Annotated in this window: 23 protein-coding genes; 6 read left to right on the forward strand and 17 right to left on the reverse strand. The window is 66.5% G+C overall.

Features of this window, described 5'->3' with window-relative positions:
* Positions 1-47: 47 nt before the first annotated feature.
* The 9 genes from NV1_RS10755 to NV1_RS10795 form a co-directional block, all read right to left on the reverse strand.
* Positions 48-257, reverse strand: a complete 210-nt coding sequence (locus tag NV1_RS10755) for a cold-shock protein (RefSeq protein ID WP_067888569.1) — start codon at positions 255-257, stop codon at positions 48-50.
* A 96-nt stretch (positions 258-353) separates the two neighbouring features.
* Positions 354-2,195 (reverse strand): 3D-(3,5/4)-trihydroxycyclohexane-1,2-dione acylhydrolase (decyclizing), encoded by a 1,842-nt coding sequence (gene iolD, locus NV1_RS10760; RefSeq protein ID WP_067889027.1) that lies wholly within the window; start codon positions 2,193-2,195, stop codon positions 354-356.
* A gap of 177 nt (positions 2,196-2,372) precedes the next feature.
* Positions 2,373-3,263 (reverse strand): 5-deoxy-glucuronate isomerase, encoded by an 891-nt coding sequence (gene iolB / locus NV1_RS10765; protein WP_067888572.1) that lies wholly within the window; start codon positions 3,261-3,263, stop codon positions 2,373-2,375.
* A gap of 274 nt (positions 3,264-3,537) precedes the next feature.
* A complete protein-coding gene (locus tag NV1_RS10770; RefSeq protein ID WP_067888576.1) occupies positions 3,538-4,431 on the reverse strand; it encodes a Cgl0159 family (beta/alpha)8-fold protein in 894 nt (297 codons plus the stop codon).
* A gap of 9 nt (positions 4,432-4,440) precedes the next feature.
* Positions 4,441-5,439, reverse strand: coding sequence for a 5-dehydro-2-deoxygluconokinase (gene iolC / locus NV1_RS10775; protein ID WP_067888579.1), 999 nt, complete (start codon positions 5,437-5,439; stop codon positions 4,441-4,443).
* Positions 5,436-6,233: an ATP-binding cassette domain-containing protein gene (locus NV1_RS10780; RefSeq protein ID WP_218026945.1), complete on the reverse strand. Its 798-nt coding sequence runs from the start codon at positions 6,231-6,233 to the stop codon at positions 5,436-5,438. Before NV1_RS10780 ends, iolC begins: the two co-directional genes overlap by 4 nt.
* Complete coding sequence (locus tag NV1_RS10785; RefSeq protein ID WP_067888582.1) at positions 6,230-7,297, reverse strand: ABC transporter permease; 1,068 nt, start codon at positions 7,295-7,297, stop codon at positions 6,230-6,232. Before NV1_RS10785 ends, NV1_RS10780 begins: the two co-directional genes overlap by 4 nt.
* 11 nt (positions 7,298-7,308) lie before the next feature.
* Positions 7,309-8,313 carry a sugar ABC transporter substrate-binding protein gene (locus NV1_RS10790; protein WP_084525267.1) on the reverse strand — a complete coding sequence of 335 codons (1,005 nt, stop codon included), beginning with the start codon at positions 8,311-8,313 and terminating at the stop codon, positions 7,309-7,311.
* A gap of 40 nt (positions 8,314-8,353) precedes the next feature.
* Positions 8,354-9,292 carry a TIM barrel protein gene (locus NV1_RS10795; protein ID WP_067888587.1) on the reverse strand — a complete coding sequence of 313 codons (939 nt, stop codon included), beginning with the start codon at positions 9,290-9,292 and terminating at the stop codon, positions 8,354-8,356.
* Between the two features lie 170 nt (positions 9,293-9,462).
* Between NV1_RS10795 and NV1_RS10800 the strand changes: the two genes are divergently transcribed.
* Together NV1_RS10800 and NV1_RS10805 are read left to right on the forward strand one after the other, a co-directional pair.
* Positions 9,463-10,557, forward strand: coding sequence for a LacI family DNA-binding transcriptional regulator (locus tag NV1_RS10800; protein ID WP_245713643.1), 1,095 nt, complete (start codon positions 9,463-9,465; stop codon positions 10,555-10,557).
* Positions 10,558-10,630: 73 nt separating this feature from the next.
* A complete protein-coding gene (locus NV1_RS10805) occupies positions 10,631-11,635 on the forward strand; it encodes a Gfo/Idh/MocA family protein (RefSeq protein ID WP_157116760.1) in 1,005 nt (334 codons plus the stop codon).
* A 6-nt stretch (positions 11,636-11,641) separates the two neighbouring features.
* On the opposite strand, the gene mraY is transcribed toward NV1_RS10805, so the two are convergent.
* Together mraY and NV1_RS10815 are read right to left on the reverse strand one after the other, a co-directional pair.
* The gene (gene mraY / locus NV1_RS10810; protein WP_067888590.1) at positions 11,642-12,718 is read right to left on the reverse strand and encodes a phospho-N-acetylmuramoyl-pentapeptide-transferase; all 1,077 of its coding nucleotides are present in this window, start codon (positions 12,716-12,718) and stop codon (positions 11,642-11,644) included.
* Between the two features lie 192 nt (positions 12,719-12,910).
* Positions 12,911-13,393: an NUDIX domain-containing protein gene (locus NV1_RS10815; RefSeq protein WP_067889039.1), complete on the reverse strand. Its 483-nt coding sequence runs from the start codon at positions 13,391-13,393 to the stop codon at positions 12,911-12,913.
* 218 nt (positions 13,394-13,611) lie between these two features.
* Between NV1_RS10815 and NV1_RS42020 the strand changes: the two genes are divergently transcribed.
* Positions 13,612-14,604, forward strand: coding sequence for a GIY-YIG nuclease family protein (locus NV1_RS42020; protein WP_084525245.1), 993 nt, complete (start codon positions 13,612-13,614; stop codon positions 14,602-14,604).
* Between the two features lie 9 nt (positions 14,605-14,613).
* Here the strand turns inward: NV1_RS42020 and NV1_RS10825 are convergent, their stop codons facing one another.
* Entirely contained in the window at positions 14,614-14,955 is a 342-nt protein-coding gene (locus NV1_RS10825; protein WP_067888592.1) for a VOC family protein, read from the reverse strand.
* Positions 14,956-15,115: 160 nt separating this feature from the next.
* Here NV1_RS10825 and NV1_RS10830 point away from each other — a divergent pair, with 160 nt between their 5' ends.
* Positions 15,116-16,090, forward strand: coding sequence for an LLM class flavin-dependent oxidoreductase (locus NV1_RS10830; protein ID WP_067888596.1), 975 nt, complete (start codon positions 15,116-15,118; stop codon positions 16,088-16,090).
* A 53-nt stretch (positions 16,091-16,143) separates the two neighbouring features.
* Here NV1_RS10830 and NV1_RS10835 read toward each other — a convergent pair whose 3' ends face one another.
* The gene (locus NV1_RS10835) at positions 16,144-16,494 is read right to left on the reverse strand and encodes an MmcQ/YjbR family DNA-binding protein (RefSeq protein ID WP_067888599.1); all 351 of its coding nucleotides are present in this window, start codon (positions 16,492-16,494) and stop codon (positions 16,144-16,146) included.
* Between the two features lie 159 nt (positions 16,495-16,653).
* Entirely contained in the window at positions 16,654-16,899 is a 246-nt protein-coding gene (locus NV1_RS10840) for a hypothetical protein (RefSeq protein ID WP_067888602.1), read from the reverse strand.
* A gap of 129 nt (positions 16,900-17,028) precedes the next feature.
* Between NV1_RS10840 and NV1_RS10845 the strand changes: the two genes are divergently transcribed.
* Positions 17,029-17,457, forward strand: coding sequence for a MarR family winged helix-turn-helix transcriptional regulator (locus NV1_RS10845; RefSeq protein WP_067888605.1), 429 nt, complete (start codon positions 17,029-17,031; stop codon positions 17,455-17,457).
* A 107-nt stretch (positions 17,458-17,564) separates the two neighbouring features.
* Here the strand turns inward: NV1_RS10845 and NV1_RS10850 are convergent, their stop codons facing one another.
* The 3 genes from NV1_RS10850 to NV1_RS10865 all read right to left on the reverse strand — a co-directional run bounded on the left by NV1_RS10850 (position 17,565) and on the right by NV1_RS10865 (position 20,107).
* On the reverse strand, positions 17,565-18,131 hold the full coding sequence (locus NV1_RS10850; RefSeq protein ID WP_067888610.1) for a dihydrofolate reductase family protein: 567 nt from the start codon (positions 18,129-18,131) through the stop codon (positions 17,565-17,567).
* Positions 18,132-18,184: 53 nt separating this feature from the next.
* Entirely contained in the window at positions 18,185-18,643 is a 459-nt protein-coding gene (locus NV1_RS10855; protein ID WP_067888612.1) for a pyridoxamine 5'-phosphate oxidase family protein, read from the reverse strand.
* A 1,209-nt stretch (positions 18,644-19,852) separates the two neighbouring features.
* Positions 19,853-20,107 (reverse strand): hypothetical protein, encoded by a 255-nt coding sequence (locus NV1_RS10865; protein WP_067888618.1) that lies wholly within the window; start codon positions 20,105-20,107, stop codon positions 19,853-19,855.
* A gap of 293 nt (positions 20,108-20,400) precedes the next feature.
* On the opposite strand from NV1_RS10865, the gene NV1_RS10870 reads away from it, so the two are divergent.
* Complete coding sequence (locus tag NV1_RS10870) at positions 20,401-21,609, forward strand: helix-turn-helix domain-containing protein (RefSeq protein ID WP_067888622.1); 1,209 nt, start codon at positions 20,401-20,403, stop codon at positions 21,607-21,609.
* Positions 21,610-21,615 lie beyond the last annotated feature (6 nt).

The raw sequence follows: 21,615 nt of genomic DNA on the forward strand, positions 1-21,615 counted from the left end.
TGACCCGGACAACACGATTTCGGAACTGTGTGCCACGACACACACAATCAGTTCTGTACGCTCCGGACGTTCCTGGCCTCGGGACCGGTCTTGGTATGCCGGATTTCGAACACCACTCGCTGCCCCTCGACGAGCGACCGGAAGCCGGTGCCTTCCAGCTCGGTGTAGTCGACGAAGACATCGGGCCCGCCGTCGTCCTGACGGATGAACCCGAAGCCCTTCTTGGTGTCGAACCACTTGACCGTGCCCAGTGCCATATCACAACCTTCTCGCCGTCGAGCCAGCCGAACCATAGCGAGGCAATCGACGGCAGTCCAGGCCGATTCGGCGCGTCGCGCACCGCGCCGTTCATCTCACGGCCGCAGATAACGCACCTGACGCGTCATCGCGGTCGCGTGAACCTCGTGGCCGGACAGCTGCTCCGGCACGCCGACCTGCCAGAACGCCCCGGATTCGGTCCATGCCGAGGGATGCGTGCGCACCACGACCACCGCGGGCCTCGACTGCCGCACGGCCGCCTCACGAGCATGGGCATAGGCTTCGCGGAATTCGTCCACACCCGTGGCGGTGAAAACCACACACCCCAGCGAATGCGCGTGCGCGGCGAAATTCACCCGTGGCGGCGCGGGATGATTGGTGCGGCAGTCGCGGTACAGATTGTTGAAACCATTGCCGCCCTGCCCCTCCTGCAAACGGGCGATGACCGCGTAACCGTCGTTGTCGCAGACGACCGCGACGAACCGATGACCGGCGAACGCCGCGGAGAACAGCTCGGAATTGAGCATCAGATACGAGCCGTCACCCAGCAGCGTGGTGACCAGCCCGTGCCGATGCGCCATGGCCGCACCCCACGCGCCCGCGAGTTCGTAACCCATGCAGGAGAATCCGTATTCGACGTCCATGGTGGGTTCACCGCCCTCGGCCCGCCAGCCGCCGACCAGCTCCCCCGGCAGCCCGCCGGACGAGGTCATCACGTAGTCGTCCGGTTCGCTCAGATCGTTGACCGCGCCGACGATCTGGGCATAGGTCGGCGGTCCGGCAGCCGGTGCGCGCAGGGTGTCGATGTAGTCGTCCCATTCACCGCGTATCGCCGATGCACGAGTCGTCCACTCGCGAGCGACCCGCCAGCCGGACAGTTCCTGCTCCAGATCCTCCAGCGCCGCAGCGGCGTCCGCGACCACCGCGAGGGCGCCGTGTTTGACCGCGTCGAAGCGCGCGGCGTTGATCGTGATCATCCGCACGTCGGGCGCGAAGGCCGTCCACGACGCGGTCGTGAAGTCCTGCAGACGAGTTCCCACCGCGAGCACCAGATCTGCCTGCGCCGCAAGGGTATCGGCCGACGCCGATCCGGTGATGCCGAGCGGTCCGGCGTACAGCGGATGATCGTGTGCGACGAGAGTGCGCCCGGCGGTGGTCTCCGCGATCGGAATACCATGCCGCTCTGCCGTTTCCAGCGCCTGCGGTCCCGCGCCCGAATACCGCACGCCGCCACCGAGGATCAGCAGCGGCCGTTGCGCCGAGCGCAGCGCTCGCGCCGCCGCGGCAAGGGCGGCGCGATCGGGGCGTGGCCGGGCGACCGCGTGCACGACCGGTTCGAACAGCAGGTCCGGGAAGTCGAAGGTTTCGGCCTGCACATCCTGCGGCAGAGCGAGTGTCACCGGTCCGGCATCGGCGGGATCGGTGAGCACCCGCGCGACCTGCGGCAGCGTCGCGAGCAACTGCTCGGGTCGGGTGATGCGGTCGAAATAGCGGCTCACCGCGCGGAACGCGTCATTGGCGGTCACGGTCGGATCGCCGAAGTGCTCGACCTGTTGCAGGACCGGATCGGGCCCGCGACCGGTGAACACGTCCCCCGGAAGTAGCAGCAGCGGAAGCCGATTCGCGTGCGCGACGCCGGCCGCGGTCACCATGTTCAACGCGCCGGGCCCGATCGAGGAAGTGACCACGCCGACCTGCCGGCGGTGCACGGCCTTGGCCAGCCCCACCGCGGCCAGGGCCATCCCCTGTTCGGAATGCCCGCGCCAGACCGGGATCACGTCGCGGCGTTCCTCGAGCGCCGTGCCCAGGCCCAGGACGTTGCCGTGGCCGAAGATCGCGAACACCGCGGGGAACAGCGGCACCTCGCGCCCGTCCAGGGTCTGTGAGCGCTGGGCGATCAGCCAGGCCACCAATGCCTGCGCGGTCGTCAGTCGCATCCGTTGCTCCTCGTCGTGCCGGTCGTACGGTTCATTTGCCACCGGTTTGTCCGCATCCCGGCCCGCGTTCGGCGAGTACCCATCGTGACCCGCTGCGTACCAACAAGTTTCCGGGCGGACCCGGAGACCGAACGGCCGATCCCGCCCGGATGCCGCCACGCCGAAGCGGCGGCCGGGTCAGCACACGCGTCCCCGATGGCCGGTGACCGGGCAGCGCGGGTCGGGCGCGGTCGAGATCCAGGTGTCACGGACCCAGCCGTGCGCCGGATCATCACAGAACGCCATGGAACGCTCGGGCGCCGGGCCCGCCAGGACGTTCAGGTAGTACATCGGATATCCCGGTGCGGCCACGCACGGCCCGTGATATCCGCGGGGTATGAGAAATACGTCCCCGTCGCGCACCGCGACGTTCTCCTCCAGCTCGCCGTCGGTGGTGTAGGTGCGATGCATGCCGAACCCCTCCCGCGAGGGTGTGATCGCGTCCCGTCCGGCGATGCGGAAGTAGTAGATCTCCTCGTTCACGACCTCGCACTCGCTCGCCTCATCGTGCTTGTGCGGTGGATAGGAGGACCAGTTGCCATCCGGTGTGATGAGTTCACAGGCATTCAGTTTGTCCGCATGCTCCCATGTCCCGGGTGTACCGAAATTCGTGACCTGCCGGGTGGCCCGGCCCGCGCCCCGGACCTCAACCGGCACATCTTCGGCCGCACCGTATTTCGCGGACAGTCGCCGCTCACAGCGCGCCATCGGCAGCGCGATCTGCGCGCCGGTCCGCGAGACGAGCTCCACCTCGGCCTCGCGCGGGACATATACGAAATCGGTGACGCGGGCGAAAACCGTCTTCCGGCCGGTCAACTCGAAGCTTTCGCCGTCCACCCGGACGGTGCAACCACCGCCGAGCGGAAGTACGAACGCCTCGTATTCGCCGGTGTGTATCGTCCGCGGCGCACCAGCCGGCAGGCGCAGTACGCGCAGCCCGGCATAGGACCATCCCGCGTCCCGGGCGGTCAGCAGGACCGGATCGTCGCCGTCCGCCAGTGTGCCTGCGGGGCGGTGCAGCCGGCTCATCGCGCAGCGCCCCTGTACTCGATATGAGACTGTCCGGCAGACAGGCGCCGTCGAGTACGCCACCCCACGGCCTTGTCGGTCAGCGGGACGGGATCATAGCCACCTTCCGATGCCCCTGCGGAACAGGGAAATCGGCTCGCCGAACGCCTGCGCGCACCGCCGGACCGGTCGGTGACCGACGGTACTCCAGGACGAGCCGATCGCCCGACCTCGAGACTCAGCAGGTCGGAATCGTGTCCGGCGGAGGGTGTTCCGGCCGGTCCGTGCAGCATGCTCATCTCGCCTCCGTGAGTGTTCGTGCGGCGGCGTCGACCGCGCCCGCGACATCGCCGTCGGGTGGATACAGCAGACTGCGGCCGACTACCAGGCCGCGCGAAACCCCGTGTCGCAGTGCGCCGCCCCAGGCCGCCAGATCCGCCGCCGGATCCCCCGAGGGCGCGCCGCCCAGCATGAGCACGGGCAGTGTGGTGGCGTCGAGTACCGAAATATCCTGCGGCGCGGGAATTTTCAGCCAGGTATACGCGGAGGTCACGCCGAGGCCCGAGGCGACGGTGATGGCCCGCTGCAGTGAGGCCGAATCCTTGTGCATCACCAGCGATCCGGACTCGTCGCGATGGTAGGGCAGCGGTTCCACCATCGCCATCAGACCGTGCGCGGCGAGTTCGGAGACCGCGCGGGCGCACGCCTGCAGGGTCGGGATGGTGCGCGGGTCCGAATCCACCAGCCGCAGCAGCATTTTCCCGCCGTCCAGGCCGAACTCGACCAGCGAGCGGGCATCGTATCCGGTGAACCGGTCCTCGATCTCCCAGTCCGCACCGGCCAGGCCGCCGCGATTCATCGATCCGATGACGACCTTGTCGTGCAACGCGTCCAGCAGCAGCAGTTCCTCCACCACGTCCGGGGAGCCGAGCACGCCGTCCACCGCCGGATTGTCCAGCGCGATCAGCAGATGTTCGAGCAGTGTGCGCCGATCCGCCATGGCGGTGCGGTCCGAACCGACCCCGAGCGCACCGCGAGCCGGGTGATCCGCCGCCACCAGGAACAACGTGCCCTGCTCGGACAGCAGCCGCTCGCGGCGACGTCGCGCGGCATAGGCACGCGCGATCGCCCCGGGTTCGGTGCTGCGCACGCGCAGCAGCGCACGCCAGCGTTCGTCGGTCAGGTACACCGCATCTCCTCATACGATCTCCTCGGTGCGCCGATTCCGGCACAGCAGTTCCTCGATCTGGGCGGATGTGGGCATGGCGTCCGCGCAGGCCAGACGTGAAGCGACCAGGGCCCCAGCGGCATTGGCGTATTCCGCGGCCTGGCGCGGGTTCCGGCCCGCGAGCAGTCCGTGCGCCAGCGCACCGCCGAAACCGTCGCCCGCACCGAGTCCGCACACCACCTCGACCCGGCACGGCGGCACGGTCCACCGGTGCCCCGCCGCATCGGCGACGAACACGCCGTCCGCACCGCATTTGATCACCGCGAGCTCGACGCCGCGAGCCACCAATCGCTCGGCTGCCGCACCCGGATCGTCGGTGCCGACCGCCACTCGCACCTCGGTTCTGTTGCCCACCACCACATTCACGTGATCCAGCAGTGCGCCGATCTCCCGCCCCGCGGTCGTCGCATCCGGCCAGAACATCGGCCGGTAGTCCAGATCGAGGACGGTGTGCCCGCGTCGCGCACGCCGCTCGAGCACGCGGTGCTGAGTGCTCCGCGCGGGTTCGGCGCTGACACCGGTTCCGGTCATCCACAGCAGCGGTACGGATTCGACCACGTCCCAGGGGATGTCGTCATCGGTCAGGGTCAGATCCGGCGCGATCGGGGCACGATAGAACAGCAACGGCGGGTCAGCGGGCGGATTGAGCTCACAGAACACCACGGGCGTCAGCAGATCCGCGGAGGTGGAAACGTATTGCGCCGAAACGCCGAACTCCCCCAGCGCGATTCGCACGAATTCGCCGAACCCGTCCGCCCCGACCTTGGTCAGCACCGCACTGCGCCGCCCGAGCCGAGCAGCGGCCACCGCGACGTTGGTCGCGGTGCCGCCCAACGATTTCGCGAACGTCCGCACCTGCGCCAACGGCACATTGCTCTGCTCCGGATACAGATCCACCCCGACCCGCCCGATCGTCAGGATCTCCAGCGGGATCGCCACATCGTCGCGCTCCGACCGCGGCCCGTTCATTCGGTCACCCGCTCCAATTCATGTTCCAGCGCAGCGAGTTCCGCACCACCGGCCATCTGCCGGGTCAGCTCGGGCAAGTCGATATCGGACTTCCGGTACGAGCCGAGTGAGGCGCCGCGTTTGAGCAGCAGGAAGCGATCACCGACGGGATAGGCGTGGTGGGGGTTGTGCGTGATCAGGACGACGCCGAGGCCGCGATCGCGAGCCTGGACCACGTACCGCAGCACCACCCCGGCCTGTTTCACGCCCAGAGCGGCGGTCGGCTCGTCCAGGATGAGCACCTTCGCGCCGTAGTGCACCGCACGCGCGATCGCCACACACTGCCGCTGGCCGCCGGAGAGCGTGCCGACCGGCTGCTCCATATCGCGGATCTCGATTCCCATATCCCCCAGCGCTTTGCGGGCGATCTCGCGGCCGCGACCGCGATCGAGTAAGCGCAGCGGCCCGATCCCGAAGGTCGGCTCGGAACCCAGGACGAAATTGCGCCACACACTCATCAGCGGGACGACCGCCAAATCCTGATATACCGTGGCGATCCCGCGATCGAGCGCCGCACGCGGAGAGACGAACCGGGTCGGCTCCCCCTCGACGAGCAGCTCACCCGAATCGTGCTGATGCACCCCGGCCAGAATCTTGATCAGCGTGGATTTTCCCGCCCCGTTGTCACCCAGTACGCAGGTGACCTCTCCCGCGTTCACCACCATGGACACGTCCTCGAGCGCGACCACACCGCCGTAACTCTTGGTGACGCCGACGGTTTCGATCAGCGGGGTTGTCTCGGACATCGCGGTCATCGCCGAATCCTCTCCGCGCGCTTGCCGAATGCGTTGTTGACCAATACCGCCGCGAGCAGCAGCACGCCGAGGAACAACATGAACCAGTCGTCGTTCCAGCGCGCGAATACGATGCCCTGCCTGGCCATTCCGAAGATCAGCGCGCCCAGGGCCGCACCGATCACCGATCCGAATCCGCCGGTCAGCAGGCAGCCGCCCACCACGGCCGCGATGATGAACTGCAGTTCCAGCCCGACGCCCTGATTCGCCTGCACGCTGCCGAACCGCAGAATGCTGCACGAGCCGACCACCCATCCGGCGAATCCGGTGCCCATGAACAGCAGGATCTTGGTCCGCACCGCGGGCACGCCGACCGCGCGGGCACTGGGCAGCGAACCGCCCACCGCGAACGTCCAGTTGCCGAATCGCGTGCGCAACAACAGAACCGAGCCCAGGATGGTCAGCAGGACCCACCACACCACCGATGCCTGGATGCGGGTGCCGCCCAGATCGATCGTGGAGGCGAAAACCGCACCGGCCGAGGAGTATCCGGCCGCACCGCGAATCCCGGCGACCTGCACGGTATCGGTGACCAGCCGGGTCACACCGAGGTTCAGGCCCTGCAACGCGAGGAACGTACCGAGCGTCACGATGAAGCTCGGCAGCCCCGTCCGCATCACGACCCATCCGTTGAACGCCCCCACGGCCAGCGCGAACACCAGCGAGGCCAGTAGCGCGAACCACACGTTCCAGCCCGCGTGCACCGCCAGCAGCGCGGTGACCAGGGCGGTCGAGGCCGTCATCACTCCCGCCGACAGGTCGAACTCCCCGCCGATCATCAACAGCGCCACCGCGACCGCCATGATGCCCAGCGTCGAGGAATCGTCGAGCCAGTTGGCGATGCCCAGCGGGCTCAGGAATCTGTCGGTGATGACGGTGAAGAAGACGAATACCAGCAGCGCGCCGAGCAGTGCCCCGATCTCGGGCCGCACGATCGCCCGTTGCAGCAGCGTGGGACCCGAGACCGCTTCCGGCGCACCGCCCTGCGCGGCGGCTGACTCCGAAGACGTTGCGGCGGTAGTCAATTCATCGCCTCTCAGCGCGTGCCCTGCGACACCAACGTCGCGATCGCGTCGACATTGTCCTTGTCCACGAAGGCCGGACCGGTCTGCACCGGTGCGCCGCCGCCGACGGTATTGCGATTGGACTTGTACAGCTGCAACAGCACGATCGGCAGATATCCCTGCTCGTACTGCTGCTGATCGATGGCGAACAGCAGTTTGCCGGATTTGATGGCGTCCACGACCTCACTGTTCAGATCGAACGTCGCGATCTGCGCGGCCGAACCGGATTCCCCGACCGCGGCCACCGCGCGCGCCGCCACCTGCGAATTGAGCGTCAGCACAGCGTCGATGGAGTGATCGGCCTCGAGCGCGCCCTTGATCCGGGACTGCGCGTCGGTCGGATTGTTGATGTCGACCTGCAGAGTGCTCGCGCTCCCGCCGAATCCCTTGGTCGCGCCGTCGCACCGCTGGTTGTCGCCGATATTCCCGGCCTCGTGAATGACGCAGAGCAGCTTGTGTTTTCCGGCCGCGGCCAGGCGCTTGCCGGCGCCCTCTCCCGCGGATTCCTCGCTTTGGCCGACGTGCCCGATCGCTCCGACGCTCGCGCTCTGCGCCTCACCGGAGTTGACGGTGACCACGGGAATGCCCGCGGCGACGGCCTTCTGGATCGAGGGACGCAGCGCATCGGGGTTGGCCATGGAAACCACGAGCCCGCCGACCCCCTGGGCCACCGCGTTGTCGATGAGTTTGGCCTGCTGGGTCGGATCGCCGGAGGACTGATAGTCGACCTTGATGCCGAGTTGCTTACCCGCGGCGTCCGCGCCGTTCTTGACCACGTTCCAGAACGCGTCGCCCGCACTGCCGTGCGTGACCACGGAGACCGACGTCAACGCGCCTGTCGCACCGGGCGCCTGGGTCGTGGTGTTCTCGGCGGCGGGCCCGCTGCACGCGGCCAGCACCGCGGCCGTGGCGAACCAGGGCAGCACACGCCGCCACCGTGGTCGGACGGTGCGGGCCGAGGCGGACTTCGTTGTCATCATCTCTCCTATCAGGACGGAAGGGCGGAGGGCGGCGGAGTTACGCTCCGCTCCCCCCGGCTCCGATCCGCTCACTCCTGGGTTCGGCGGAACCCAGTGCGGCGCCGATATTTTCGAGTCGGCGCAGACTCCGTTCGGTATCCCGGCTGGGCCCGGCCGCGGTGTCGCCCGCCGCCAGCGCCGTATCCTGTTCGAGCACATACCAACCGCGGTAGCCGCCCGCGTGGGCACACCGGACCAACGTTTCGATGTCCACATCGCCGTCGCCGAGCGGCACGAACAGTCCCTGACGCACGGCAGCGCTGTATTCGATTGCGCCGCAGCGAATCCGGGCCGCGAGATCGGCGCGGACATCCTTGAGGTGGATATGCCCGATCCGATCGGCGTGCCGACGTGCCAGCGCCACCGGATCGACGCCGCCGATCAGCAGATGCCCGGTGTCCAAGCACAATTCGAGGTCCGATTCGGCGAGCAGCCGCTCGACCTCCGCAGCGGTCTCCACGAGCGTGCCCACATGCGGATGCAGAACGGTTCGCAGGCCGTATCCGGCGGCGATATCGCGAATACCGATGGCGGTCCCGATCAGCGTGTGCCACTGGTGATCATCGAGTTGCGGGCGGGTGTCGTACCCCTGGTTCCCGGTCGCCGCGGCGAGCACCAGCACCTCGGCTCCGGCCGCGGCGAACAGCTCGGCACTGGCGCGAGCGGCGGCGCGGGCAGCCTGTGGATCGCGATGCAGAGCCAGGGCGAGGAATCCGCCGATCGCAGCGATTCCGTAGGGAGCCAACAGTTCCCGGAGCCGGTCCGGCTCGGCGGGCAGATATCCCGGCGGCCCGAATTCCGTGGCGGCGAGCCCCAGCGCGGCCATCTCCGACAGCACGGTCGAGGCGGGAAGCACATGCCCCCAGCCGGGCACCTCGCACACGCCCCACGAGATCGGCGCGGCGGCGATCCGCAGCGGCTGCATCGGTTCGGTCATCAGAACGCTCCGGCCTGTCGGTGCACGGTACGCTCGGCATCATTGGAGCGCTCCAATAATGTAACCTGTGTCACGATAGTGTCAAGAGGGCGTCGCACCGCGTTTACACGGCTTCTACCTCGCAAAATATCCCTCATCCAGGCGAATTCGGGAAAATCAGGATGGCGCGAATGTCTGATTGGAGCGCTCTATTGCTCGCTGCGCCGACGCGCGGTACCGTCGGCGCACAGGTTCCGCCGACCGTCCGGGGAGAGGGCACGATGCAGCGACCGACGATGCAGGACGTCGCCGCACGGGCGGGCGTCTCACGTGCCCTGGTCTCCCTCGTGATGCGCGATTCACCGAAGGTCAGCGAGCATCGCCGCCGCGCGGTCCTGGCCGCGGCCGCCGAACTCGGCTACCGGCCGCACACCATGGCGCGCTCGCTGGCCAGCCGGACCTCCAATATCGTCGGCGTGCTGGTTTCCGACCTGCACAACGCCTTCTTCGCCGACGTCGTGGAGGCCATGGACGGCGCGGCGCAGCAGGCCGGACTCGAGCTGATCCTCAACACCGGCCGGCGCAGCCCCGCTCGCGAACGCACCGCGCTGAGCAGTCTGCTGGCCTTCCGTCCGGGCGGAATCATCCTGCTCTCACCGGTTCTCGCGGCCGCGGCGATCCGCGAGGCGTCCACGCAATGCCCGGTCGTCATGGTCTCGCGCAGTTCGTCGGTGGCGGGCGTGGACACCGTCGACGATGACGGCGAGACCGGATCCGCACTGGCCGTGGATCATCTGGTCACCCTGGGCCACAAGCGCATCGTGCATTTCGACGGCGGCGCGGCCTTCAGCGCGACGCCACGGCGCAAGGGATACGTCGCGGCCATGCACCGGCACGGTCTCGAACCCCTGGTCGTACCGAGCGAGCACACCGACGAGGCGGGCATCGCGGCCGTGCGCAAACTCCTGACCGTGTTCTCCCCCAACAACTTTCCCACGGCCCTGGTGTGCGGCAACGACTTCAACGCCGTGGGCGCGATGTCCGCGCTGGAGGATGCGGGATTGCGTGTGCCACAGGATGTCTCGATCGTCGGTTACGACAACTCGTCGCTGGCCGCGCTACGGCACGTCGCGCTGACCACCATCGATCAGCCGCGCACCGAGATCGGCCGCCTCGCGGTCGAGGCGCTCGCCCAGCGGCTGCACGCCGATCGCACCGACCCGGTCCGGCGACGCATACAGCCCGCATTGATCGTCCGCGCGACCACCGCCGCACCCGCCGACTGACCGTCGAGCACACCATGCCGACCGTGCGGGCCCACCGGACTCACCGTCCCCGCCACGAAAGGAGAACGCCCCCATGACATTCCGGATCGGACTGGCAGGCACCGGCCGTATCGGCGTCGCACATACGGAGATCCTGCGCAACCTGCCCGAGGTGGACGAGGTCGTCGTGGCCGATGCCGAGCCCGAACGCGCCCGCACCACCGCGTCGAAATTGGGCGTGGAATTCGCGCCCGATATCCGGACGCTGCTCGCCTCGGATCTCACCGGTGTCGTGATCACCACCGCCACCGACTCACATCCCGAACTCATCACCGCGGCCGTCGATCTCGGCATCCCGGTCTTCTGCGAGAAACCGGTGGCCGCGGATATCGCGGGCACGCTCGCGGTGATCGATCATCTCGAACACTCGCGCGTTCCGGTGCAGATCGGTTTCCAGCGCCGTTTCGATGCCGGATACCGAGCCGCCCGCGCCGCTGTCGCCTCCGGCGAACTCGGCCGTCTGCACACCCTGCGCGCCACCACGCTGGACCCGGCTCCCCCACCGGCGGAATACATTCCGCGCTCGGGCGGCCTGTTCCGGGATTGCGGCGTACACGATTTCGACATCATCCGCTGGGTCTCGGGCCGCGAGATCACCGAGGTGACGGTCCTGGGCGCGAACCGCGGTGAACGCTTCTTCCGCGACGCCGGTGACGTGGACACCGCCGCGATCGCGCTGCGCCTGGACGACGACACCCTCGCGACGGTCTCCCTGAGCCGCTACAACGGCGCCGGTTACGACGTGCGCCTGGAGGTGCTCGGTTCGGTCGCCAACGCCATTGCGGGCCTGGATGATCGCGCACCACTGCGCTCGGTCGAACCCGACTGTCCGCCGCCGCTGTTCCCCGCCTACCCCGGTTTCATGGAACGCTTCCGCCGCGCCTACATCGAGGAGCTGGCCGTCTTCACCGCCGTGGCCACCGGCGCGGTCGAAAACCCCTGCGGTGCACGCGATGCCCTCGAAGCGTTCTACGTCGCCGAGGCATGTGAGTTGTCCCGCAGGCACAATCGTACGGTCTCTGTCGCCGAGGTCCGCTGAGACGGCTCACCCGACGACGTGCAGATACTCCCCGTAGAACAGCATCAGCCCGATGGCCGCGGCGATTCCGCCCAGTATCCAGAACCGGATGATGACCGTCGTCTCGGCCCATTTGCTCAACTCGAAATGGTGATGGAACGGCGCCATCTTGAACAGCCGGCTGCGCGTGGTGCGGAAGACCACGATCTGCAGCAACACCGAGGCAATCTCCGCGACGAACAGCGCGCCGATCACGACGGTCAGCAGTTCGGTCCGGGTGGTGATGGACAGCCCGGCCAGCATGCCGCCCAGTGCCAGCGATCCGGTATCCCCCATGAAGATCCGGGCCGGTGCGGCATTCCACCACAGGAATCCGACGCAGGCCGCCACCCCGGCCGCGCACACCACGGCCAGGTCGAGCGGATCACGGACGTCGTAGCAGCCGATCTCGGGCCGGGTGGAACAGGAGTTGATGTACTGCCACGACGTCACCACCACGTACGCACCCAGCGCCAGGCCCATCGATCCGGCCGCCAGCCCGTCCAGGCCGTCGGTGATGTTCACCGCGTTCGACCAGGCCACCACCAGGAAGGATACGACCAGCAGGAATGCGACGAGACCGAAGGAGACGGTGTCGATATCGCGCACGTAGGACACGTGCACACTGGCCGGGGTCAATCCGGTACTGCTCGGGAAACGCAGTGCCAGTACTCCGAAGATCAGCGCGGCGGCGATCTGCCCGACGAACTTCCCGCCCGCGGTCAGCCCGAGATTGCGTCTTCGGCGGACCTTGAGCAGATCATCGATGAATCCGACCGCGCCCAATGCCGTGGCCAGCCCCAGAACCAGCAGGCCCGAGGCCGATATTCCCGGTGGGTGGTAGTGCGCCCCGATCAGGTGCGCGCCCAGATATCCCGCCCACATGCCGGCCAGGATGGCGATGCCGCCCATCGTCGGTGTGCCGCGTTTGGCGTGGTGACTCGCCGGGCCTTCGGCGCGGATCTCCTGTCCGACGTCGCTGCGGGTGAACCACTTGATCAGCAACGGCGTCAACGTGATCGAGACCGCGAGCGCGATCATGGCCGCGAAGAGGACCTGGTTCATGCGCTCCCGTACCACCGACTACTGCCGCCGACCGCTCCGGCGGATTGCACCGATGGTAACCGTGCCGGGTTTCCGCTCGCCGTGACCCGGGCCGGAACGACGCAAGATCGAAACGAACGGCTGCGTAGCCGGTTCCGGCACGCTACGCACGACAACCGTTGCGCGCGGCCCGAATTCCCGCCCCTGATCAGCTCACACCCCGACGAACGGCGCCCCACGTTCCAGATAGACCGTGCCGCCCTCGTGATAGGCCGCGTACGCCTGCCGCAGGCGGCTCGACAGCCGCGGCACCGCGTAGTCGTCGAGCGCGGCGACAGGCACCCATTCCCACCGATCCAGCTCGCTGTCCTGCAACACGATGGCCGATTCGTCGCCGAGCTCACCGCAGTCGAACACGAACAGCAGCCGATCGGTACCGTCATGCGGTGCCCAATCACAGACCAGCAGGCGCCGGGGCGGCCGCGCGAGGCCGAGTTCCTCGGCGATCTCCCGGCGGCACGCCTCCACCGGAGCCTCGCTCACGTCCACGAATCCACCGGGGATGTCCCAGCCGTCGCCGTAGGTCTTGTGCACCAGCAGTACCGACTCCTCGCGCACGAACAGCGCTCCGGCGGCGAGCCACGGTCGGGCGAAAACTTCAGGGGTATAACTGGTTTGCTCAAACGAGGCATTCATGTCGCCCACCGACCTCACCAGCCCGCACGATGCGAGACTTCATTCCGGATCCGTACATTCGCCGAACACGATCTCACACCGGCGCTGCTGCGCGCCCGGCATCCGGACAGGACAGCGCAGGGAGCGGTCGGTTTTCATCTGGGCCGCACCGGGTTTCATGGGTATCGATAGGCGTGCATAATTACCCCGCCGCCTGGCAATTCTGATATCGATGACCCATGGCGAACGATGCGCTAGAGCCCGAGTACCGATTCAAGTGCTACAACGTGTCGGGTCTGGGTACCATCACGCCGCTTCTGGTCGCCGAGACGACCCTCTGCGGGCTGTACGTCCTGCACTTCGCCGACGGTGAGGCGTATGTGGGTCAATCGGTCAACGTGGCGGCCAGATTCTCCGCGCACGCCCGGATGTGGAACGACATCGAGACGATCGATTTCGCGCCGTGGCCGGTGGAGGACCTCGACTTCGCCGAACGTCACCTGATCTCCCTGCTGGAGCAGACCACGGAGCTGCGCAACAAGCAGTGGGTCTATCTGGCCGGTGACGACGACGACGAATTCGTCCCGGTCGAGCACGCGCGTTCCATCGTGCTGCCCTGGGACCGCGGATCACGCACCACGGTGGATACCGGAACCGCCGGCGAGCAACGACACCGCTACTGGGAGCTGCACCGACACGACGACTATCCGGCGCTGCGTGCCGCCATCGCGCTGTACATCAACGAGACCATTCCCGATCCGGTGAACACCCAACGCTACCTGTGGAACATCTCCGCGCTGCCGACCCGTTCGCGAGGCGGGCGCCGGCTGATGACATTGCGCTGCGGCGGCCTGGAGACGCTGTTCGTCTCGGAAAGCAAACTCGACGACGGCAGCCTCTACACCACGATCCGGATGAACGTCGACATCCCGCAGGGGATGGCCGACGAGGATCTGACCATCGAGAGCGATCTGTTCCATGCCCTACCCGGCACCTACCGCAATCAGCGCGTGTGGTCGTGGGTCTTCGGTCTGTACGACCTGATCGAGGAGGACATCAATGTCGACTCGGTTACCAGCGGCTACGACTTCTTCGACCTCGCCTACAGCCTCAACATCCGGATGATGCGCCGCGGCATCTCGCGCTACGCCCGCAACCACAGTCAGGATCTGGCCAACGACGTGCTGACCGAGGCGTACCGGCAGCAGATGGACTTCGGCGGTGAACTCTGATCCCGCCGGTCAACCCGGGACCTGCCCGAACCCGATCTCGTTGCCGTCGGGGTCGTAATAGGTGATCTTGCGGACGCCGTTGTCGTAGGTCTCGCGCTTCGCCGGTTCCACGCCCCGCCGGGATGCTTCGGTCACCCGGGCGTCCAGATCGTCCACGATGAGCGTGACCATGCTGTGCCCCGCGTGTTCCGGACGCTGAACGATATAGATCAATCGCTCTTCGGCGATTTGCCAGACCGCCTCGGTTTCGTGCGGGAAAGACGTCGGCGGCCCACCGAACACCTTCTCGTACCAGCTCAGGGCCGCTCGGAAGTCGGCGACGGGAATCCCCGCGAACAGGTACAACGCCATCGGCCCATGCTATCGGCCGTCATCCCGCGCAACGGCCGCTGGCGATCGGCTTGTACAGCTGTCTAGACTCGCGCTCGCCCCACTGACCCGCATGTGAAGGAGTTCGTACGATGCGAATCGCCGCGACGGAGTCCATCCGGCACGAGGGCGAGTCACGCCGATGGTGGTGACGGCCCTGCGGTTGACCATGACCAACGTCCCGGGCGCGGAACATATGTCGCGCTACCGGGAAGCGCTCGAGATGGCCGCGTACGTCGACGCGCGCGGATTCACCGCGGTCGCCTGCGAGGAACATCATCTGGCGGACAACGGCTGGCTGCCGTCCCCGCTGATCCTGGCCGCGGCGGTCGCCGGGTGCACACGCAGGGTGCAGATCTCGGTGTCCGCCCTGCTCGTACCGCTCTACGATCCGGTGCGCCTCGCGGAGGACATCGCGGTGCTGGACAACCTCAGCGGCGGGCGCTTCAGCTTCGTCGCCGGACTGGGTTACCGGGAGGCGGAGTACCGGGCGCTGGACCGGGAATGGTCGCGCCGCGGGCGAAGTATGGACGAATGCCTGGACATCCTCATGAAGGCGTGGAGCGGCGAACCGTTCGAGCGCAACGGCCGCAGTACGCGCGTTACGCCGCTGCCGCATACCAGGCCGCACCCGCTCATGTTCATCGGCGGGATGAGTGCCGCGGCAGCGCGGCGGGCGGCGCGCTACGGCCTGCCGTTCTATCCCCCGATGCCCATGCCCGAGCTCGAGCAGCTCTATCGGGACGAACTCGCGCGCAACAGCACCAGTGGCTTCGTCTATCGGCCACCGCGCGGAAACACCACCACCCTCGTGCACCCTGATCCCGAAACCGCGTGGCGTGAACTCGGCCCCTGTCTGCTGGCCGAGGCCGCCGAATACGCCTCGTGGAAGAGCGAGGGCGTCCCCCGGCCGAACGAGGAAGCGATGACCGTCGAACAGTTGCGTCGGGGCAACGCCGTCGAAATCCTCACTCCGGAAGAATGTCTCGCCGCGATCGACGGCGGAGTCGAACAGATCGTGATGAACCCCCTCGCCGGGGGTATCCCGCTCGACGAGGGCTGGAAGATGTTGCGGCTGTTCACCGAACAGGTGCTGCCGGCGGTCGGGCGGTCCTGAGCGATACCCCGCCTCGGCAACCGCTCAACCGCATCTCCCCCGCAAGCGGGCCACTACTCGATACCGAAGGTGCCGGGGTGATCGTGCAGGAACCGGGGGACCACCATCCGCCAGGCATCGATGACAAGCTCACGCATTCGCCGCTCATCGAGTGCGGCCATCGAGCAGTCGACCCAGTTGTACCGCTGATCCGATTTCCGGGGCATCCGGAACGTCTCCGGTTCGGCGGCGATCAACGCCGCCCGCTCCTGTTTCGGATACGCGACTCCCATCACCGTCTCGTCCCGCGAGAACGCGACATACACGATCCGCCCAACCCGAAACTTGATCCGATCATGCACGACCACCTCATACGACCGAGGCAGCCCGCCCACAACCTCGCGCACGTCACCGACGGTAATCACACGCCGATGATCTCAGCCGCCACCGACAGATTCGGCAGCTCATCCGACGGCATCCCGGTAACGGTGACCGCCCTGCCGCATCACTCGATCGCACCATCCGTCATCGAGCGGCGACATCCGCTATCCACCGCCGATCCGGTCGGCGGGAGCGCGAATCCCTCAGCGGATCCGGTACAGATCGCTGTGCCGGGGGTGTGGCGCAGGCTCGGCGAACAGGTACTGCACGCGGCACCGCATACAGATCGGATGCGCCCGGTGATGCTTGTTGATCATCCACCGGTCGCAATTGGCACAGATCGTCGAAGTCGGCGGATCGGACAGCTCCGACCAGCCGATCAGCAGCCCAGCGATCACCAGCATCAGCACGATCACCGGCAGTGCGAAAGCCAGAATATCCAATGCCATGGGCTCAACTCCTTCTATAAATATCGTACTACGATACTTATATGTCGTGACCCGATACAAGGGCGGTAGGGTGTGAACAATCAGTCATTCGCACCGACCGGTATGCGATACGAGGGAATTGGAACCGGCATGCCCAAGCTGACATCGCGTGACTACAACACGCTCCTACGCTTCCGGACCGCTCTACGCCGCTTCGAGCGCTGGAGCGAGGAACGCGCCAAGCAGGTAGGCCTGACCCCCGCCCAACACCAACTCCTCCTGGCGATCACGGGCCACACCGACCACCAAGGCCCCACCATCGGCGAAGTCGCCGACTACCTCACCGTTCGCCACCACAGCGCCGTCGGGCTGGTGGATCGCGCGGTGGAAGCCGGTCTGGTGGAACGCATTCGGGATCCGCAGGACTCGCGGGTGGTGCGGTTGATCGCTACGGCGTTGGGGGAGGAGAGGATCGAGGCGCTGAGCGAGTTGCACCTCGCGGAGTTGGGGCGGCTCACTCCCCTCCTGGACCATTTGACCGCGAGCCTGCCGATTCCCGAGGTTTCAGCCGAAGGGTGAGTTCGCACCCGACGCCCTTGTGCCACAACGACGAACGGCGGATCCGGCCAGGCTCAGTCGTGGACGGCGTGGTGTATCCGGAGCTGATCAGGCCGGCAGCTGTCCGATCAGTCGTGTTTCGCCTCGTAGCGCAGCAGGACCGTGCCGCCCGGGAAGGTGCGGTTCTCCAACAGCCGCAGGGAGATCCATGACGGCAGTGTCGGGAAGAACGGGGTGCCGCCGCCCACGGCGGTGGGCGCGACCAAGATCCGATACTCGTCCACCAGTCCGGCCCGCACGATCGGTGCGGCCAGCGTCGCGCCGGCCACCTCCAGCCTGCCGTCGGTTTCGGCTTTCAGCTTGGTCACCATCTCGACCGGGTCGCCACGTTCCAGGCGGGAGTTCCAGTCGACCGACTCCAGGGTGCGCGAGAACACGACCTTGGGCATGCCGCGCCAAATGCGGGCGAAGTCGACGATCACAGGGGTGGCGTCCGGAGCGCTGTCGGCGGTCGGCCAGTAGGCGGACATGAGTTCGTAGAGCCGCCGCCCGTAGAACGACAGGGCGGTCTCCCGCTCGATGTCGTTCCAGTACTGGTGCAGTTCTTCGCTCGGATCGCTCCAGTCGATGCTGCCCTGCGCATCGGCGATGTACCCGTCAACCGACACGTTGAAGCCATAGATGAGTTTGCCCATGCAAAGCAGACGACGCCGGAGGGCAAAACTCACCGCGACGCCACAAAAATCTCCTACATACCGTCGATCTCACGGCGCGGCCCACCCCGAAAGTTCTCCTCATCGAACAGCACCCACTGCCCCACCGCGATCTCGAACATCCGCGACGCCCCCTCCGGCATCGCATTCACGACCCCCGCCGCATTCGGCCAGCGCGCGACGAACGCCCGAGCCAAGTCATCGATGCCGGTGCCAGGCAGCTGCCGCGCCCGTCCGGTGAACGACACCCCGCGAGCCGTCAACCCGAGCTCGGCCGGCGGATTGTCCAGAATCGCCCCGGCGACCGCTGGGTTGCGCCGAATGTTGTTCGAATGCAGCCGATCGGTGCGGGAGACGAAATACAACCGATCCGGACGAAAGGTCGGCAGATACCACACGCTGCACACCGACGGTGTGCCGTCGCCGCACACCGTCGACAGCTGCATCAACTTGGCGTCCCGAACGTACTCCTCCAAAAGCTCGCGTTCATCCACGGCTACACGCTACGGGCACATGTTCCAGCCGGGGCCGGTGACACTCGCGTGGGCAGGGAGCTCAAAGCCGCCGAGATGGGGCGCAGTTCGTCCAGTGCGATAACCTTTGCATCGCCTCCATGAGCTCGAGATCCGTGAGCTCGAACGATCCAGCAAACCCCTTTGGCCACAATGCTTCTCGACAGGCGCAAACGGAGTGAACCGATGAACATCGAACTGGTCGTAGTCCGCGATCCGGACGGCCCGGTAGCGATCACCGTCTTCGTCGACGGAGTCGAGCATTCGGCCACCGACTACACCGTCGACGCCGGGGCGGATGGACCTGGGAAGAGTGGGTCGAGTCGCGAGACCGCAACCTGGCCAATGCATCCACCGCAGCACAGGCCGTCCTGGCCTCTGCGTACAACCGCCTACCCGGCTCGAGGTACATCTACAAGTCGGACCACCTCGACTGGGTCGACGACATACCAACCTCCGGCAGTTGAGAGATCGCTGGAAATAGGCGCCTTTCACGGCACCCACAGATCTGTGGCCGTGGGTGCCGAGGAGGCGGTTGCCTATCTGCGCTGTCCGAGATTCGGCATCGAGGCCGCTGGTCCGGACGGTGCATTGGTCGCTCAACCAACCGGGTCGTAACGGAGTCAAGATGTCTCGGACTTCCGGTCACGTTCAACCCAGACGCCGCTCAGATCAATGACATCGGTTGTGTCCCAGCTAGTTTGGTATCGAAGGATGCAGTCGACAGTACAGAACACCCTGCCCTGGTAACGGTAGATCCATTGGGTCGGGGCTCCGCACCAGTCACACCAGGCATCCTCCGTGGCGTTCACCGAGCGACCTGCCCGATCGCCTGTCGCCGCCGATTCACCACACCTCTGGCAGAACGTGCAGCGATGCTCGGAGGCTTCATCCGCCCGGAGCGGATCAACGCGTCGATCGCAGCCAACTTCCGAGGGCAATCGGCTGCGTCGCAATCGCGATGATCCTGCATCACCCGCTGAGCCTCATCAGGTGGGAACGGGCGCGGCGGCGCGACATGGAACCACACGGTGGCCGCCGACATATCTTCGAGCCACTGCCCGCCATTGCGTTCCCGGGCGGATGATGGATCCGATTCGGGATGTCTGGAGCAGCGGCAGACGACCGCGACAACGGACACGATGATCACGAACACGCCGCCCGCGATCAGAAACACCGTCGCCGACGGGCTCAAGACGACCTCCCCGGCGTGGTAGCGACACCCGCGGCACGACGAGTGCGTTCAGTGGCAACGCTGATCAGTCGAACGACATCGCGAAGATATTTGTCTATGCCGTACAGGTGGTCCCATGTCGGCACGATCACCGCGTCGGCATTGGTCGCCGCCAGAGCGTCCATAACCGTGACGAGCGGCCCTTCGACTGTCGGGGCAATCACCACAACCTCGGCGACTCTGTACCCGAGTAGCACACCGATCTCGCTCATAGCCTGTTCGTCCGCAACGCGGTTCTTGGTCAGTTCGGGTCGAATGCACCGAATAGCAAGCAGTTCCGGTGACGTTGCGCCTGTGTTCATATTGCAGTCCGCCTCGTGAAGGTCCGGTCTAGGGGAAGAACCCGCAGCCGATTGCCGTTGAACTGCCGCGTGCTGTTGACGACAACGGGTGCCCGAGAGTGTCCCGGCGGCGGGCGTTACGCATCTACCGTGGTCGAGATCGGAGAGCGGAAGTGACAAAGTATTTGTCACTCCGGCCGGTGCCCTCGCGCGACAATGAAGACATGACCGAGGACAGTCGTGGTGTTGGTGCACATGTCGCCGAGCGTCGCCGTCTCGCCGGATGGACACAGCCCCAGCTCGCTGAACGTGCGAAATTGTCGGCCAGCCTGATCCGAAAGGTGGAGCAGGGCAAAATCCCTGCGTCGTCGGCTTTCTTGGCGGCAACGGCAAAAGCGTTGCGGTGCACGGCCGCCGACCTCACCGGCCAACCGTACGCACCCGCTGCGCCTCGTGATGCCGAGGCGTACAACGCGATCAGCGCAATCCGCGCCGAGTTGGCCGCTTACGATCTGGATCCCGAGGAGCAGGTGACCGCGGTGCGGCCGATGGCCGAGCTCGCCGCCGATGTCGAGCAAATCTGCGCCGCACGCCGAAGCGCCGGCTTTCACAAGCTCGGCGACCAACTACCAGTGCTACTGCCCGAGATTCGGGCCGCAGTGCATCGCAGCGCCGGTCGAGACCGGGACCGAGCGCTCGTGATGGCCTGCGAACTCTATTACTCGGCCCATTCCTTATCGCACAAGCTAGGTTTCGCCGATCTCGCCACTCTGGCAGTAGAACGAATGTCTTGGGCTGCAGACGCATCCGGCGATCCGGTCTGGACGGCCGCGGCGCAATTCCACCGCGCAGCGATCCTCACCAGCAGCGGCGACTGGAACGCCGCTCTCCGATACCTCGAGACATGTCGCACTGACATCGAACCTCGACTGTCGGCCGGACACCGTTCGGACCTCATCGCTTGGGGCGGCCTACATCTACAATCCGGGCTCGCCGCAGCACGATCCGGCCGTCGCGATCTCGCCGACGAACATTTGGCGGAAGCTCGCGAGACCGCCGACCGCATGAGCGAACACGATTCCGACCTCGTATTGACCTTCGGTCCGACAAACGTCGGAATCTGGAGCGTCGCACTGGCCGTCGAGGGGCTCGACGCAACTTCGGCCTTGGACCGTGCCGCACATCTGGTAATCCCGGTCGGTACTCCAAAGGAGCGCGTGGGGATGCACTGGATTGATGTGTCCCGCGCTTACCTACTGCACGGCAACCGATCTCGGGCGTTCGATGCACTGACGACCGCGCGCATGGTCGCCCCAGCGCAGACTCGCTACAACCCGATGGTGCACGAGACGGTGCGATCGCTTGCCCGCGCGGAAGCGAGACGCACCGACATCGTGAGCGGGTTCGCCCATTGGTGCGGAATCGCCCCTTGAACCAGC

The sequence above is a fragment of the Nocardia vaccinii NBRC 15922 genome, from assembly GCF_001613305.1.
Classification (GTDB): domain Bacteria; phylum Actinomycetota; class Actinomycetes; order Mycobacteriales; family Mycobacteriaceae; genus Nocardia; species Nocardia vaccinii.